16 protein-coding genes are annotated in these 14,007 nt (G+C 51.9%); 6 read left to right on the forward strand and 10 right to left on the reverse strand.

Translation table 11 applies throughout. From position 1 onward, the window contains the following. Positions 1-18: 18 nt before the first annotated feature. The 6 genes from ABWW03_RS05550 to ABWW03_RS05575 form a co-directional block, all read right to left on the reverse strand. Entirely contained in the window at positions 19-483 is a 465-nt protein-coding gene (locus tag ABWW03_RS05550) for a DUF4426 domain-containing protein (protein ID WP_353406887.1), read from the reverse strand. 8 nt (positions 484-491) lie between these two features. Beyond that, positions 492-1,079, reverse strand: a complete 588-nt coding sequence (gene metW, locus ABWW03_RS05555) for a methionine biosynthesis protein MetW (RefSeq protein WP_353406888.1) — start codon at positions 1,077-1,079, stop codon at positions 492-494. Continuing rightward, complete coding sequence (gene metX / locus ABWW03_RS05560) at positions 1,069-2,235, reverse strand: homoserine O-succinyltransferase MetX (protein ID WP_353406890.1); 1,167 nt, start codon at positions 2,233-2,235, stop codon at positions 1,069-1,071. The genes metW and metX overlap by 11 nt, the downstream gene beginning before the upstream one ends. A 6-nt stretch (positions 2,236-2,241) precedes the next feature. Further along, on the reverse strand, positions 2,242-2,838 hold the full coding sequence (locus ABWW03_RS05565) for a YggT family protein (RefSeq protein ID WP_353406891.1): 597 nt from the start codon (positions 2,836-2,838) through the stop codon (positions 2,242-2,244). 98 nt (positions 2,839-2,936) lie between these two features. Next, entirely contained in the window at positions 2,937-3,761 is an 825-nt protein-coding gene (gene proC / locus ABWW03_RS05570; protein ID WP_353406892.1) for a pyrroline-5-carboxylate reductase, read from the reverse strand. Positions 3,762-3,822: 61 nt separating this feature from the next. Beyond that, positions 3,823-4,560 (reverse strand): YggS family pyridoxal phosphate-dependent enzyme, encoded by a 738-nt coding sequence (locus ABWW03_RS05575; RefSeq protein ID WP_353406894.1) that lies wholly within the window; start codon positions 4,558-4,560, stop codon positions 3,823-3,825. A gap of 225 nt (positions 4,561-4,785) precedes the next feature. Here ABWW03_RS05575 and ABWW03_RS05580 point away from each other — a divergent pair, with 225 nt between their 5' ends. Continuing rightward, complete coding sequence (locus tag ABWW03_RS05580; protein ID WP_353406896.1) at positions 4,786-5,820, forward strand: type IV pilus twitching motility protein PilT; 1,035 nt, start codon at positions 4,786-4,788, stop codon at positions 5,818-5,820. 24 nt (positions 5,821-5,844) lie between these two features. Beyond that, the gene (locus tag ABWW03_RS05585) at positions 5,845-6,990 is read left to right on the forward strand and encodes a PilT/PilU family type 4a pilus ATPase (protein ID WP_353406897.1); all 1,146 of its coding nucleotides are present in this window, start codon (positions 5,845-5,847) and stop codon (positions 6,988-6,990) included. A 17-nt stretch (positions 6,991-7,007) separates the two neighbouring features. Here the strand turns inward: ABWW03_RS05585 and ruvX are convergent, their stop codons facing one another. From ruvX to gshB, 4 genes are read right to left on the reverse strand one after another with little or no spacing between them, the layout of a single operon-like run. Beyond that, positions 7,008-7,433 (reverse strand): Holliday junction resolvase RuvX, encoded by a 426-nt coding sequence (ruvX, locus tag ABWW03_RS05590; RefSeq protein ID WP_353406898.1) that lies wholly within the window; start codon positions 7,431-7,433, stop codon positions 7,008-7,010. 30 nt (positions 7,434-7,463) lie between these two features. Continuing rightward, the gene (locus ABWW03_RS05595; protein ID WP_353406900.1) at positions 7,464-8,033 is read right to left on the reverse strand and encodes a YqgE/AlgH family protein; all 570 of its coding nucleotides are present in this window, start codon (positions 8,031-8,033) and stop codon (positions 7,464-7,466) included. Between the two features lie 16 nt (positions 8,034-8,049). Beyond that, on the reverse strand, positions 8,050-8,919 hold the full coding sequence (locus ABWW03_RS05600) for an energy transducer TonB (protein ID WP_353406901.1): 870 nt from the start codon (positions 8,917-8,919) through the stop codon (positions 8,050-8,052). Positions 8,920-8,976: 57 nt separating this feature from the next. After that, positions 8,977-9,924, reverse strand: coding sequence for a glutathione synthase (gene gshB / locus ABWW03_RS05605; RefSeq protein ID WP_353406903.1), 948 nt, complete (start codon positions 9,922-9,924; stop codon positions 8,977-8,979). Between the two features lie 449 nt (positions 9,925-10,373). Between gshB and pilG the strand changes: the two genes are divergently transcribed. The 4 genes from pilG (at position 10,374) to ABWW03_RS05625 (ending at position 13,977) form a co-directional block, all read left to right on the forward strand. Further along, positions 10,374-10,766, forward strand: coding sequence for a twitching motility response regulator PilG (gene pilG, locus ABWW03_RS05610; RefSeq protein ID WP_166852824.1), 393 nt, complete (start codon positions 10,374-10,376; stop codon positions 10,764-10,766). A 38-nt stretch (positions 10,767-10,804) separates the two neighbouring features. Beyond that, positions 10,805-11,167 carry a twitching motility response regulator PilH gene (pilH, locus tag ABWW03_RS05615; protein ID WP_166852825.1) on the forward strand — a complete coding sequence of 121 codons (363 nt, stop codon included), beginning with the start codon at positions 10,805-10,807 and terminating at the stop codon, positions 11,165-11,167. 31 nt (positions 11,168-11,198) lie between these two features. Beyond that, positions 11,199-11,741, forward strand: a complete 543-nt coding sequence (locus tag ABWW03_RS05620; protein ID WP_353406904.1) for a chemotaxis protein CheW — start codon at positions 11,199-11,201, stop codon at positions 11,739-11,741. Positions 11,742-11,814: 73 nt separating this feature from the next. Further along, positions 11,815-13,977, forward strand: a complete 2,163-nt coding sequence (locus ABWW03_RS05625; RefSeq protein WP_353406905.1) for a methyl-accepting chemotaxis protein — start codon at positions 11,815-11,817, stop codon at positions 13,975-13,977. The last annotated feature ends 30 nt before the right edge of the window (positions 13,978-14,007 follow it).

The following is a 14,007-nucleotide window of genomic DNA, read 5'->3' on the forward strand; positions in this document are numbered from 1 at the left end:
ACGATCTTTATGTGTGCGCTAATCGGTGTTCATTTTTCGATGGAAGCGAAAGCTGTGGCTTTTTTCCGAGCCTTCGGGTGTAACAGTGATGTGGAAGTGCAGAACTTCTTCATTGTCAAACCGCAGGGGGGCAAGATAATAGACGGCGTTTTGTTCTTTGATCTCTTTAAACACCAGTTGGCGAGTTTGTTGGATCAAATTTTTAAACTCACCGGTCACTTGCGCAGAACCCCCTCGAATATTGCCGTTCTTTAACACGGCTATATTCACCAAGGCACGATTGGCACCGCGAACAAGGTCATAGGCTTTGGCAATGTCGGGCGGAATGAAACTGCTGTTAAAGACACTAAAGAATACTTTGTACTCGCCAAACTCTTCATAGGGTTTGCCAAGCTCTCGGGCTTCCTGTGCCTGACTGTTGGTGGCTAGGCCAAACAGGAATAGGCTGAAAAAGAGTAGGAACGAGGATTTGATGTGAGGCATGATGACACCTATCGTTTGCGTAAATGATATATCGCAGTAATACCGAAGAAATTTGGCAGGGCCTGTTTGATCAGTCTGCCTTGACCTTGCGTAGTGACGCGTCGGCTGATGATTTCAATAGCCAGTTCCTGGCAGAGCACTTCAAAATCTTTCACTGTGCAAAAATGAATGTTTGGCGTGTCGTACCATTGATACGGTAATAGGTCGGACACGGGCATGCGTCCGGACAGTGCCAAATGCCAACGCGCGCGCCAGTGACCAAAGTTTGGAAAGGTCACAATGCATTCTTGTCCGACGCGCAGCATTTCCTGCAAAACCAAATGGGGGAAGCGCATGGTTTGCAGAGCTTGGGTCATCACCACGGTATCGAAACTGTTGTCGGCAAAATTGCCGAGCCCGCGATCGAGATTCTGTTCAATAACGTTGACACCGCGAGCGACGCAGGCGCTGATTTGGTCGGGATCAATTTCCAGGCCATAGCCGTTCACCTCTTTTTGCTGAAGGCGCTCCAGCAGTGCACCGTCACCACAGGCCAAATCCAGAACTTTTTGACCTGGCTGAATCCAGGTGCTGATGATGTCCAGATCACTGCGCATGTTGTTGGCTCTCTATTTGCTGGGCAACACCTTTAAGGTAATTGCTGAACACGGTCTCGTATCGCTCATTTGGTAGCAGGAAGGCGTCATGCCCCGCATCGGATTCGATTTCAGCATAGGTAACGGATTTACCTGCGGCCATCAGGGCATCGGCAATTTCTTTCGAGCGTGCAGGCGCAAAGCGCCAGTCGCTGGTAAAGGAAATGACCAGAAACTTACAGCGTGCGTGGCTAAAGGCTTCTGCAGCGTCGTGTTGGTATTCCCGAGCCAGATCAAAATAATCCAATGCTTGAGTCATCAGAATATAGGTGTTGGCGTCGAAGCTGGTGGAAAACTTTTCGCCCTGATAGCGCAGGTAGCTCTGAATCTGAAATTCGACGGGTTCGTCCTGCCCTTGTTCGAAGGTGCCGGAACGCAACTGGCGGCCAAATTTTTCTCCCATGCCATCGCCCGATAGATAGGTAATGTGCCCAATCATGCGCGCAACTGAAAGACCGGCTCGGGGAATATTGTCTTCTTGTTGGTAGTGCCCGTCGGAAAAATCAGGGTCACTGCAAATCGCTTGGCGCGCGGTTTCATTAAAGGCAATGTTCTGCGCGGTGAGCTTCATGGCGGATGCAATAACGATGCAGTGTTTGATTCGCTCTGGGTATTCCAGCGACCAGCGCATGGCCTGCATGCCACCGAGACTCCCGCCAATCACGGCGGCCCAGCATTCGATACCGAGACGATCGGCGAGGCGTGCCTGGCTGTTAACCCAGTCTCGCACGCGCAGTCGGGGAAAATCCGGTCCCCAGGGCTCACCGGTGTCCGGGTTGATGCTGCTAGGACCAGTGGACCCGTCACAGCCACCGATATTGTTCAGAGAGACAACGTAAAAGTGATTGGTGTCGATGGGTTTTCCCGGTCCGATATAGGCATCCCACCAACCGGGTTTGCTGTCTTCATAACTGTGGAAGCCGGCGGCATGGTGATTACCAGACAGGGCGTGGCAAATCAGAATGGCATTACTGGCAGACGCATTCAGCTCGCCATAGCATTCATAATAAAGCTGGTACTGGTCCAGAGTTCGTCCCGAAGCCAAAGGCAGTGGTTCACTGAATTCCGCGCACTGAGTTTCGACCAGGCCGACACTGTGATCGTCTATCTTGGTCATGTGCGCCTACACACCGATCACTAAGCTGGCGATCGAGCGACTAATGCCCACCTCATAGGCAAGGCTGCTCAAGAGAATGCCCAGAATTCCAAGTACCAAAAAGGCAAAGATCGGGCTGATGTCGAAACCGCCCAAATCCGGAACCAATCGGCGGAACGGGCGCATCATGGGTGCCAGCAACTGATTGAGCAACAAGACGGCTGGGTTTGGATTATGCGGAGCAATCCAGCCCAGAATAATGGATATAAACAAACCCCATTTGTAGATGTTCAGGATCAGGCCAACCAGGCCGACAATCGCCCAGGTCAATACATGGAAAGGGTTCAGGAAGCCGGCGCCAATCACGGCCGCGCAGGCCTGAATCAGCAACCAGTGCAATGCGATCGCCAGGACGATGCAGGCCATGTCGAGACCAAACAAGCCCGGAATAATTTTGCGCAACGGCAGCAACAATGGGTTGGTGGCTTTCACCAGAAATTGCGACACCGGATTGTAAAAATCAGCGCGCGCCAGTTGCAGCAGAAAACGTATCACGATAAGCGCTATATATAAGCTGCCCAGCGTTTGCAGAACATACAGGCCAATCTCGTTGAGCGCCCCCATGGTAATCTCCTTAAAAACGAAGCGTCGTTTTGCTTTTGTGCAGCGAATTATAGGCTATCGCGCCGTTGCTCGCTGCTGACTTTGCGCTGGTTTACAGTTCAGCCCAGTTCTTTGGCCATTTCGCGGGCTCGGTTACTGCAGGCCTGCATGGCCCCGGAAAACAGCTCACGTAAACCGTGTTCTTCAAAATGCGCAATGGCCTGGGCGGTGGTACCGCCGGGAGAGGTCACGCGGCGGCGCAGCTCGAGCACATCGACATCACTGTGTTGTGCCAGGGTGGCGGCGCCCAAAACGGTTTGAATCGTGAGTTCGGTAGCGCTGTCACGATCAAGCCCCTGTTGAACGCCTTCGTTGATCATCGCTTCCATGGCCAGGAAGAAGTATGCCGGACCGCTGCCTGAGACAGCGATAATGGAATCGATCAAGGCCTCTTCCTCAAGCCACTTTACCAGCCCCACAGAAGCCTGAATCGACTCGGCGAGTTCCCGCTGCTCAGCGCTGCAATTGTCGTTGGCGTACAGGCCGGCGGCTCCCACACCAACCAGTGACGGGGTGTTAGGCATGGCGCGCACAATCGCCAGATCTTCCCCTAGCCATTGGCTGAGGCTGGCCGATGGAATGCCGGCGGCCAGAGAGATAATCAGCGGCTTGTGGGCCAGATGAGCGCTGATCTCGTTGGCGACTTGTTCAAGCATCTGGGGCTTCACGCCCAGCACCACGACTTCTGCTGCCGCGCATGCCCGAGCATTGTTGTGGTCCGTGTGCACACCAAACTGCTCAGACAGGGGCTTGAGGTGTTTATCGCTGGGGGCGCAGGCGATGATTTGCTCAGCGTTGAAGTGACCTTTCAGCATGCCGCCAATAACCGCGCTGGACATATTACCAGCGCCGATAAATGCAATTTTAGGTGCCTTGTTGTTCATCTTTTTGTATCTCTAACAATGGTTGTAAGGGAGTGATTACGCTCAGGTACCGAGCTGTGCATCAGTGTTGATCGCTTGGCGACTGGGGTTTTGGCTCGCGTGGGCCAAATATATCACTGCCCACTCGGAGCATCGTACTGCCTGCGGCGACGGCGGCTTCCAGATCATTGGACATGCCCATCGAGAGCGTATCCAAATGCACACCAGCTGTTTGCAGTTCAGAGCGCAATTGCTGCAATCGTTGCAGGCTGGCCAGTTGGCCAGGGAAATCATCCCGAGGTTTGGGTATCGCCATCAAACCCCGAACAGCGAGATTTGGTAACGCACTGATCTGAGTAGCGTGTTCAGATAGTGCCTCAGGGCGGAAGCCGGATTTGCTTTCTTCACCATCCAAATTGAGTTGCAGGCAAATATTGAGCGGCGGCAGATCGTCGGGGCGCTGTTCGGACAAGCGCTGGGCGATTTTAACGCGGTCAACGCTGTGCACCCAGCTGAAATGTTGCGCAATGGCACGAGTCTTGTTGGATTGAATGGGTCCGATAAAGTGCCAACAGATCTCATTGTCGGGATAACGCTGCACCAGCTGCGCCTGTTTTTCCAGCGCTTCTTGAAGATAGTTTTCCCCAAAATCCCGCTGGCCTGCCTGGTACGCTTGCCAGATATCTTCAGCAGGTTTGGTCTTGCTGACCGCCAGCAATTGGACATCGTTTAGGGAGCGATCAGCGGTCTGTACCGCATCGCGTATGCGTGTTTGAACTTTTTTTAAACGTTCGCTGATCGTTTGAGCAATATCGGACATCTTTTTGCAAAAATAGGCGGATGGGTATTTGCTTTTCTGGGGCTGCTGGGTCAAAGTTTACCGTATAGCAAAGGAAAACACCTCAACTATAATTGAGGTGGCATGGCGCAGGGCTGATAAATATAGAACACGGGCCCGGACCCGCCATTAAATAGCCATCTGGCACGCTTTGGGCAATGTCCGCGTGCGGATGTGCACACACGGTTTAGCTGTTTTGAGGCCATTATGGATATTACGGAGCTGTTAGCGTTTAGTTCTAAACAGGGGGCATCGGACCTCCACTTGTCGGCTGGTTTGCCACCCATGATTCGTGTGGATGGTGATGTACGTCGCATTAACCTGCCGCCCATGGAACATAAACAGGTGCATGGCCTGATTTATGAAATCATGAACGATAAGCAGCGTAAGGATTTTGAAGAGCACCTTGAGACGGATTTCTCATTCGAGGTGCCAGGTGTTGCCCGTTTCCGTGTAAACGCCTTTAACCAAAACCGAGGTGCCGGTGCGGTGTTCCGTACCATTCCTTCAAAAGTATTGACCATGGAAGAGCTGGGCATGGGCCAGGTCTTTCGTGAGATCTCTGCAGTTCCCCGTGGCCTTTGTCTGGTAACCGGGCCTACTGGCTCGGGTAAGTCGACAACCCTGGCGGCGATGATCGATTACATCAATGACAACAAATACGAACACATTTTGACCATTGAGGATCCGATCGAATTCGTTCATGAATCCAAAAAGTGTCTGGTGAACCAACGTGAAGTGCACCGTGATACCCACAGCTTTAGTGACGCTTTACGATCTGCGCTTCGTGAAGACCCCGATATCATTCTGGTGGGTGAGATGCGTGACCTCGAAACCATCCGCCTGGCTCTGACCGCCGCAGAAACCGGTCACTTGGTATTCGGCACCCTGCACACCACCTCAGCGGCAAAAACCATTGACCGTGTGGTCGATGTATTTCCGGCGGAAGAGAAAGCCATGGTGCGTTCCATGTTGTCGGAATCTCTGCAGGCGGTTATTTCCCAGACGCTGTTGAAGCGCCAGGAAGGTGGTCGTGTCGCCGCTCATGAAATCATGCGCGGTACGTCAGCAATTCGTAACCTCATTCGTGAGGACAAAGTGGCCCAGATGTATTCTGCGATTCAGACCGGTGGTTCGATTGGTATGCAGACTATGGATCAATGCCTGGCAGATCTGGTTGATAAACGCATTATTTCCCGTGAAACAGCGCGGGAGAAAGCCCGTATGCCTGAAAATTTCTAAACAGGTTTGGGCTAAGGAATCATTATGGAATTTGAACGCTTACTGGCAATGATGGTGGAAAAAGGGGCGTCTGACCTTTTTGTCACCGCGGGTGTCCCTCCTTCAATTAAATTGCACGGTAAAGTGGTGCCGGTGACTACGACGCCATTGTCCCCGGAAAAAACCCGCGAAGTTGTGCTCGGGGTAATGAATGAGCAGCAGCGCCAGGAATTTATTAAAACCCACGAGTTGAACTTTGCAATCAGTGCGCGAGGGATTGGTCGTTTCCGGGTCAGTGCTTTTTACCAGCGTAACCTGGCAGGTATGGTGCTGCGTCGAATTGAAACCATTATTCCCAAAATAGACGATCTCGGTTTGCCGGCGATTATTAAAGACCTCGCGATGGTTAAGCGTGGTCTGATTATTTATGTTGGGGCAACAGGCACCGGTAAGTCCACATCTCTGGCGGCGATGATCGGTCATCGTAACAGCAATTCGAAGGGCCACATCATTTCCATTGAGGACCCGATTGAATTTATTCATCAGCATCAGGGCTGCATTGTTACCCAGCGCGAGGTGGGTATTGATACGGATTCCTTTGAGGTGGCTCTGAAAAATACTCTGCGTCAGGCGCCGGATGTGATCATGATTGGCGAGGTGCGAACTCGCGAAACCATGGAGCATGCCATTGCCTTTGCTGAAACCGGCCACCTCTGTCTTTGTACATTGCACGCGAACAACGCGAACCAGGCTTTGGATCGGATCATTCATTTCTTCCCAGCCGATCGCCACAATCAATTGTGGATGGATTTGTCATTGAACCTGCGTGCCATCGTAGCCCAGCAATTGATTCCAACCCCAGACGGCAATGGTCGTCGCGCGTGTCTGGAAGTGATGCTGAATTCTCCGCTAGCCGCAGATATGATCCGAAAGGGAGATGTTCATGAGCTCAAGGAGCTGATGAAAAAATCCAATGAGTTGGGTATGCAGACATTTGACCAGGCATTGTACGAGTTGTACGACTCTGGGGAAATTACCTACGAAGATGCTTTGGCACACGCGGATTCACCAAACGATTTGCGTTTGATGATCAAGCTCGGCTCGGAAACCGATGCAGATTATCTGTCCAATGTGGCGAATGAGTTGTCGCTGCAGGCGGAAGAAGGTGATGATAAAGGGCGCTTGTTCTAAGCGCCTGTCGGGCATGTCTATTCTGGCTGGTTCGCCAGCCAACTCTCCAAAATTAAGCGCGCGGCAATGGAATCAATCGGCTGTTTGGAATAATTGCCAAATTGTCCGCGTTCGCTGGCTTCTTCTTTGGCTTCAAAAGACGATAAACGTTCGTCCATCATTTCGATGGCAACCCCGAATCGTCCGTGCAAGCGATTGGCAAATTTTCGAGCGCGCTTGCTAAGGTCGCTTTCACTGTCATCCATGTTCAGTGGTAAGCCTACCACCACCACGTCAGGCTGCCATTCATCCAGAAGGCGTTTGATGTCGTCCCAGTTGGGGGTGCCGTCTTTGGCCTTAAGAGGTTTCAATTCCTGGGCTGTGCGGCTGAACTGATTGCCTTGGGCGAGACCGATATTGCGCAGGCCATAGTCAAAGGCCAGCACGGTTTTACTGTTACTCATGGGCGTACTCGGAAAAGGTCATGACAAAGCTCAGGCGTGGCCAGCCGTGCTTTGAAGTGTGTTCGGATCAAAGCCCAATGAGGCGACGGCTTTTTTCCATTTCAGATGACTGGGGACCCCAAACAATATGTCTACATCAACGGGTGCGGTTAACCAGCTGTTGCTTTGAATTTCATCTTCCAGCTGATCGGGTGCCCAGCCGGCATAGCCAAGGCTGACCAGAAACTTTTTGGGACCGTCGCCGGTAGCAATATGTTCCAACACTTCCAGTGATCCTGACAGGGCAACCTCTTCGCAAATAATGTCGGACTTGGGGTAAGGGCCATTGTCGGTGCTGTGAAGAATAAATCCCTGTTCTTGTCTCACCGGACCACCGTGCAACACTTTCTGGGGTAAATCCTGTTCGCTACTGATCTCCAGTTGTTCCAGCAATTCATCGAGTTGAGCGTCGGTCTCCTGATTGATAATCAGGCCCATAGCGCCTTCATCATCGTGATGGCAAATATAGATCAGACTGCGTTCAAAGCTCGGGTCATTCAGGCCGGGCATGGCAATCAAAAACTGATTGGCGAGGTTCATGGTTTGTTTCGGTGTTGGCATGGTAGCCCCCCCGCGCTTAGCGACTGGTGCTCAAACCTGAAATTTCAAAATGCCAGGTGCGAATGATCTCCAGTTTATCAGTTGTCTTGCGAATTTCACTAGGAAATGGGGCAAATGGCGAGGCCAGATAGACGATTTGCAACGCTGCCCGGTCCAGCAGTTTTTGTCCGGAGGAATGCAGAATTTCAACTTTATCAACGTTGCCATTCGGCAGCAGGGTTACGGCGGCGCGTAAGGTGCCTGTGATGCCACGACGCAGGGCTTCGTCAGGGTAATTTCGATTGCCCACAAATTCGATTTTGCTGGCCCATTTGCTCAAATACTCGGCATCAATGGACGCACGAGTCGCTACCGAGGTGATGCGACGTATGCGTGGGCGCTTAGCATAGGCTTGACGCTGTCGGGCCAGCTTGGCGTGCAGGCTGGCAATCTCAGCGCTGTGCTGCAGCGCCACATTGGATTTTCCATCGCTGGCCTGTTGGCGTTGTTGTTTATCCTGAGCAAGATTTACTTTTCGGCTTTCCCCAGTGCTCGCAATCAACTTCTGTTGCTGAGCTTCCTGTTCGCTGCGCAGACGTTCCGTCGGCGGCGTAATCTCGCGAATCTGTGTGTCTGCAATCGGTGCTTGTCTGTCGACGGTGAGTTCTCTCACCTCGTCAACGCTACCGCTTGCTTGCTGATTATTTTGGGCTAGAAAGTCGGCGTTTTCCGGCGCGTTTTGGTCTTTGTGAGTGGCCAGTGTAATGTTCAAGGAAGCCGCCGGTTTGGGCTTCATGTCAATGTCGAAGGTCATTCCCAGAATAATCAGCGCATGCACGGCCACCGCGACAAAGGCGGTAAAGTACAGGCGATCATTGCTGCTTGGAGTGGGGGCGGCTATAGACATCGGGCGATTATAACAGCGCTGGCTCGCAAGCAAACGCTGCTGTTGGCTTATTGGAAATTAATTCAGGCGTTTTTCAATAGCGTCCATCAGTTGCTTGCCAATGTTGGTGCCGTAGGCTGCGTCGATTTCGCGAACACAGGTAGGACTGGTGACATTAATTTCGGTTAAGTAATCACCAATGACATCCAGACCGACAAACAATAGACCTTTTTCTTTGAGGGTGGGGGCGATCTGAGCGGCAATCCAGCGATCACGTTCACTCAACTCCTGGGCTACGCCTCGGCCGCCGGCGGCGAGGTTGCCTCGGGTTTCTCCTTCGGCAGGAATGCGGGCCAGGCAATAAGGTACGGCTTCACCATCCACGACCAGAATGCGCTTGTCGCCATTGCTGATGTCGGGGATAAATTTCTGGGCCATGATGGTTTCCTGACCGAAGCGGGTCAGGGTTTCCAAAATGACGCCCACATTGGGGTCGTCCTGCTTGCAGCGGAAGATGCCTGCACCGCCCATGCCGTCCAGAGGTTTGAAGATGACATCGCCATGTTGCTGGTGAAAGGCGCGCAGCTGTTCGTCACTGCGGCTTACCAGAACCGGAGGGCAGCAATCTGGAAATTGTGTGGCGAACACTTTTTCATTGCAGTCGCGCAGGCTCTGAGGCTTGTTGACGATCAGGCAGCCTTCGCGTTCGGCCGCTTCCAGAATGTAGCTCGAGTAGATGAACTCAGAGTCAAACGGCGGGTCTTTGCGCATTAAAACGGCATTTAACTCCGACACTGCCTGTGGTTGGGCGTCGCCCAGTTCGAACCATTTTTCCGGGTTGGCGAATACTTTCAGAGGCTTCATATTGGCCATGGCGCGACCCTGGTCCAGGTATAAATCTGCCTGCTCCATGTAAAAAAGTTCCCATCCCCGATCAGCGGCAGCCAATAATAATGCTAAAGTGGTATCTTTTTTATATGTGATGGCGGATATTGGGTCCATTACGACGCCAAGTTTTACCTGCATGATCAAGCCTCTTCGAGATATGTGGAGGGCAAGCATAAGAACTTGTGTGGCATTAGGCAAATGCTGTTTTGTGTCAAAGTACTGTCAAAGGAATGATGTACAGTGGCGGGCAAATCTACGCCTGCTGGCGCTGTGTATTCTTTGTTCAAACGCCGCCTGGTGTAGAAATGGCTGTACTTTTATGTCTTCCTGGCACGACATATCCCTTAACTCTGTGAGCCTTTGCTTATCTATTTCAACAGGTTATGGATAAAAGCTAGGAACTGTGTTAAAAACTGGCTGCTTGGCTGTGGCAATTGTTGCGCTGGAGAACCGCCAGCCAGCCAATTGGCCGGACGAATATTGCTGGAAGTCAGGGGGCATCCCGGCTTTACGACACTAATTCAGCCAATAAACAGCCCCGCGCGAGCGGATAATTATTATAGCTACTACTCAAAGGTTACGATCCGATGGATGTAGATTTCGAAAGCCTTACGGTGATGGTCATCGACGACAGTAAGACAATTCGTCGTACGGCTGAAACCCTGCTCAAGAAAGTAGGTTGCGCCGTAGTCACGGCGACAGATGGATTTGATGCACTGGCGAAGATTGCCGACAACAGACCAGACATTATCTTCGTTGACATTATGATGCCGCGTTTGGATGGCTATCAGACCTGCGCATTAATCAAAAATAACAGTCAATTTAAATCTACCCCAGTGATCATGTTGTCCAGTAAAGACGGCTTGTTCGATAAGGCCAAGGGGCGGATTGTTGGTTCGGATGAATACCTGACCAAACCTTTCAGCAAGAGTGAACTGATCGGCGCAATCGAATCCCAAGTGCGTCTGACCAGTGCCTAATCTCTAAACAACAACTATAAGCCAGCATTGGGGGGAATATGGCAACCGTACTTATTATCGATGATTCACCGACAGAGACCCACAAACTCTCGGGTATGTTAAGTAAGAACGGACACGCAGTGATCACAGCTGACACTGGCGAATCGGGCATGGATAAAGCCAAAGCGGAACGTCCGGATGTGGTATTGATGGATATCGTCATGCCAGGTCTGAATGGTTTCCAGGCAACTCGACAATTAACCAAGTCACCTGAAACGGCAAACATTCCCGTGATTATCGTGACCACTAAAGACCAGCAAACCGATAAGGTCTGGGGTATGCGTCAGGGTGCCAAAGCCTATTTAACAAAGCCGATTGAAGAAAAAACGCTGCTGCAAACGATCAGCGATGTAATGTCTTGATGGCGCAGGAGCTGAAACAGCAGGTAACACTATGAGCGCAACAGCTACCGCTTTCGACGTACTGGCTGAGTTGTCCCTGACAGCGAAGCCCGGCGGCGCCGGCACAGACCTCGACGCTGAAGCTCAATTGCAGTGGAGCGGCATCGGCTTCTCCCTCTTTGGCGAACACTTTATTGCCCCGGTTGGTGAGGTTTCCGAAATGTTGGAAATCCCGGCATCAACTCGCTTACCCGGCGTTCAACCCTGGGTGACGGGTGTGGCTAATGTGCGTGGCCGATTGTTGCCCTTGTTTGATATGGCTGCCTTTTTTGGCGGCAAGCTCAGCGCCGCCAAAAGACAGCACCGTGTGCTGATCTTGGAGCGGGAAAATATTTACGCTGGCCTGATTGTGGATCACGTATTCGGAATGCAGCATTTCCCTCAGGAAACGTTTCAGGAACAGGCCAATAGCGAATTGGAGGCGGTACAGGATTGCCTCGCCGGTTGTTATCAGTTACCCGAAAACAATTGGCAGGTGTTCAGTACTGCAAAATTAATCGAAGACCCAAGATTTTCCAACGCAGCGTTGAGTTAATGACAGTGCCGTATTTTGCGGCGAGTCTTTGGGAAATTTAAACACTAATGCTCGTAGGTCAGGAGCGCCTAGCATGAAAAATGATTCTAAGAGTTTTGCCTTAACCATACGCAGCAACCCGTTTATGGCGGCGTTGATTGCGGCATTGGTCGCGTCGTTGGTCGCCATGGCGGTCAGCTTCTATTTACTTCAGCGCGATGCTGGTAAAGACCAGGCGCAGCTCCAGTTAACGGCCGAGCTGCGAGCTTTGTCCTATCGATTGACGGCTCTGTCCCGGGAATCGACGTCCGGTGATGAGAAAGCCTTCTCGGAGCTGTCTAAAGTGGTTGCGACGATGGATGGCACTTGGCAATCCCTGCGCTCACAGGATGACAGCAACCGTACCATGATGGCGACGGAATACGCGGCTTTCGACAGTGTATGGCAACGAGTTAAATCAAACTCCCGCACCATTATTAACAACAAAGATACCATTATCTTCCTGAACGATGTTGCGAACACCCTGAACCAGTCCCTTCCGGAACTGCAGGCTGAGCATAACAACATTGTTGAGATCCTTCTGGAAAGTAACGCTCCGGCGGATCAGGTGGCGGTAGCCCAGATGCAGTCCTGGCGTGCGGAACGTATCGGTCGAAACGTGGACAAGATGCTTCGTGGTGGCTCTGATGCGATGGAATCAGCGGACCAGTTCAACCTCGATGCGAACTTGTTCGGTAAGGTACTGATAGGCATGAGCGACGGTGATGTGGCCATGAGCATCTCCAAAGTAACCGACCCGGACGCCATCGACTCATTGGTGGAAATTAAAGAGCTGTTCGACTTTGTAAGCTCCTCGGTAAAAGAAATTTTCGAAGCATCGCCTTCACTGTTTAAGGCGCGTCAGGCAGCGGATGCACTGCTGGATGACTCCCCCGTACTGCTGGAAACCCTGAGTGATTTAACTGACGGTATCTCCAGTGCCTCTGAGCAGCGTCAACCAAACAATACGACCATCGCCATCATCGCCTTGATCGGCGTTGTTCTGTTGGTTGTTATCGGTGCGCAGTTGTTGAGTAGTTCTCGTAAGCGCCTGGAAGAATCTGCGGCAGCGAACGAACGTAACCAGCAGGCGATTCTACGACTCCTCGACGAACTGGCCGACCTCGCGGATGGTGACTTGACCACCTCCGCAACGGTAACAGAAGACTTCACCGGGGCCATTGCGGACTCGGTGAACTACGCGATTGACCAACTTCGTATTCTGGTATCCCGAATTAACGAAACCTCCACCAGCGTATCTTCGGCCGCACAGGGTACCCAGCAAACCGCACTGCACCTGGCCGAAGCGTCCGAGCACCAGGCCCAGGAAATTGCGGGTGCATCGGCGGCGGTAAATGAAATGGCCGTAACGATTGACCAGGTGTCTGTTAACGCTGCCGAATCCGCGGGCGTTGCGGAGCGATCGGTAACGATCGCGAGCAATGGTGCGAAAGTGGTACAGAACACCATCACGGGCATGGATACGATTCGCGAACAGATTCAAGATACCTCGAAACGTATTAAACGACTGGGTGAATCGTCCCAGGAGATTGGTGATATCGTAAGTTTGATTAACGACATTGCTGACCAAACCAACATTCTTGCATTGAACGCCGCGATTCAGGCATCGATGGCGGGTGACGCCGGTCGAGGTTTCGCGGTGGTAGCGGATGAGGTACAGCGACTCGCGGAACGTTCTGCCGCAGCAACCAAGCAGATTGAAGGCCTGGTAAAAGCGATTCAGAACGATACCAACGAAGCCGTAATGTCGATGGAACAAACCACCACCGAGGTAGTGAAAGGTGCTCGCCTGGCACAGGATGCGGGTGTTGCACTGGAAGAAATTGAGGGCGTATCGTCCAGCTTGGCTGAATTGATTCAGAGCATTTCGAACGCAGCACGTCAGCAGGCCTCTTCTGCGGGCCACATTTCCAACACGATGAACGTGATTCAGGAAATCACCTCGCAAACGTCTTCGGGTACCAGTGCAACGGCACAATCGATTGGTAACCTCGCTGATATGGCAACCGATCTGCAGGATTCGGTTGCGGGTTTCACCTTACCGGAAGGTATGCGTATGGACTCTGCGAATGAAGACGATGTTGTCTTCGATGGCGGTGACGAGCAAGACGTTGAACTCAATCTGGATGATGTCGATGGTTTGGATGCCTCTTACGACAACGATGAAGAAGTGTTAGAGGTTGCGGGTAACCAATAAGGGCCTGTTGACGCTTTTATAAGCGAATAA

It is taken from the genome of Pseudoteredinibacter isoporae (assembly GCF_040372805.1).
Taxonomy (GTDB): Bacteria; Pseudomonadota; Gammaproteobacteria; order Pseudomonadales; family Cellvibrionaceae; genus Pseudoteredinibacter; species Pseudoteredinibacter isoporae_A.

Coding starts and splice junctions, on each gene's coding strand:
- ABWW03_RS05550 (WP_353406887.1), bottom strand. CDS start 483: ATGCCTCACATCAAATCCTCGTTCCTACTCTTTTTCAGCCTATTCCTG.
- metW (WP_353406888.1), bottom strand. CDS start 1,079: ATGCGCAGTGATCTGGACATCATCAGCACCTGGATTCAGCCAGGTCAA.
- metX (WP_353406890.1), bottom strand. CDS start 2,235: ATGACCAAGATAGACGATCACAGTGTCGGCCTGGTCGAAACTCAGTGC.
- ABWW03_RS05565 (WP_353406891.1), bottom strand. CDS start 2,838: ATGGGGGCGCTCAACGAGATTGGCCTGTATGTTCTGCAAACGCTGGGC.
- proC (WP_353406892.1), bottom strand. CDS start 3,761: ATGAACAACAAGGCACCTAAAATTGCATTTATCGGCGCTGGTAATATG.
- ABWW03_RS05575 (WP_353406894.1), bottom strand. CDS start 4,560: ATGTCCGATATTGCTCAAACGATCAGCGAACGTTTAAAAAAAGTTCAA.
- ABWW03_RS05580 (WP_353406896.1), top strand. CDS start 4,786: ATGGATATTACGGAGCTGTTAGCGTTTAGTTCTAAACAGGGGGCATCG.
- ABWW03_RS05585 (WP_353406897.1), top strand. CDS start 5,845: ATGGAATTTGAACGCTTACTGGCAATGATGGTGGAAAAAGGGGCGTCT.
- ruvX (WP_353406898.1), bottom strand. CDS start 7,433: ATGAGTAACAGTAAAACCGTGCTGGCCTTTGACTATGGCCTGCGCAAT.
- ABWW03_RS05595 (WP_353406900.1), bottom strand. CDS start 8,033: ATGCCAACACCGAAACAAACCATGAACCTCGCCAATCAGTTTTTGATT.
- ABWW03_RS05600 (WP_353406901.1), bottom strand. CDS start 8,919: ATGTCTATAGCCGCCCCCACTCCAAGCAGCAATGATCGCCTGTACTTT.
- gshB (WP_353406903.1), bottom strand. CDS start 9,924: ATGCAGGTAAAACTTGGCGTCGTAATGGACCCAATATCCGCCATCACA.
- pilG (WP_166852824.1), top strand. CDS start 10,374: ATGGATGTAGATTTCGAAAGCCTTACGGTGATGGTCATCGACGACAGT.
- pilH (WP_166852825.1), top strand. CDS start 10,805: ATGGCAACCGTACTTATTATCGATGATTCACCGACAGAGACCCACAAA.
- ABWW03_RS05620 (WP_353406904.1), top strand. CDS start 11,199: ATGAGCGCAACAGCTACCGCTTTCGACGTACTGGCTGAGTTGTCCCTG.
- ABWW03_RS05625 (WP_353406905.1), top strand. CDS start 11,815: ATGAAAAATGATTCTAAGAGTTTTGCCTTAACCATACGCAGCAACCCG.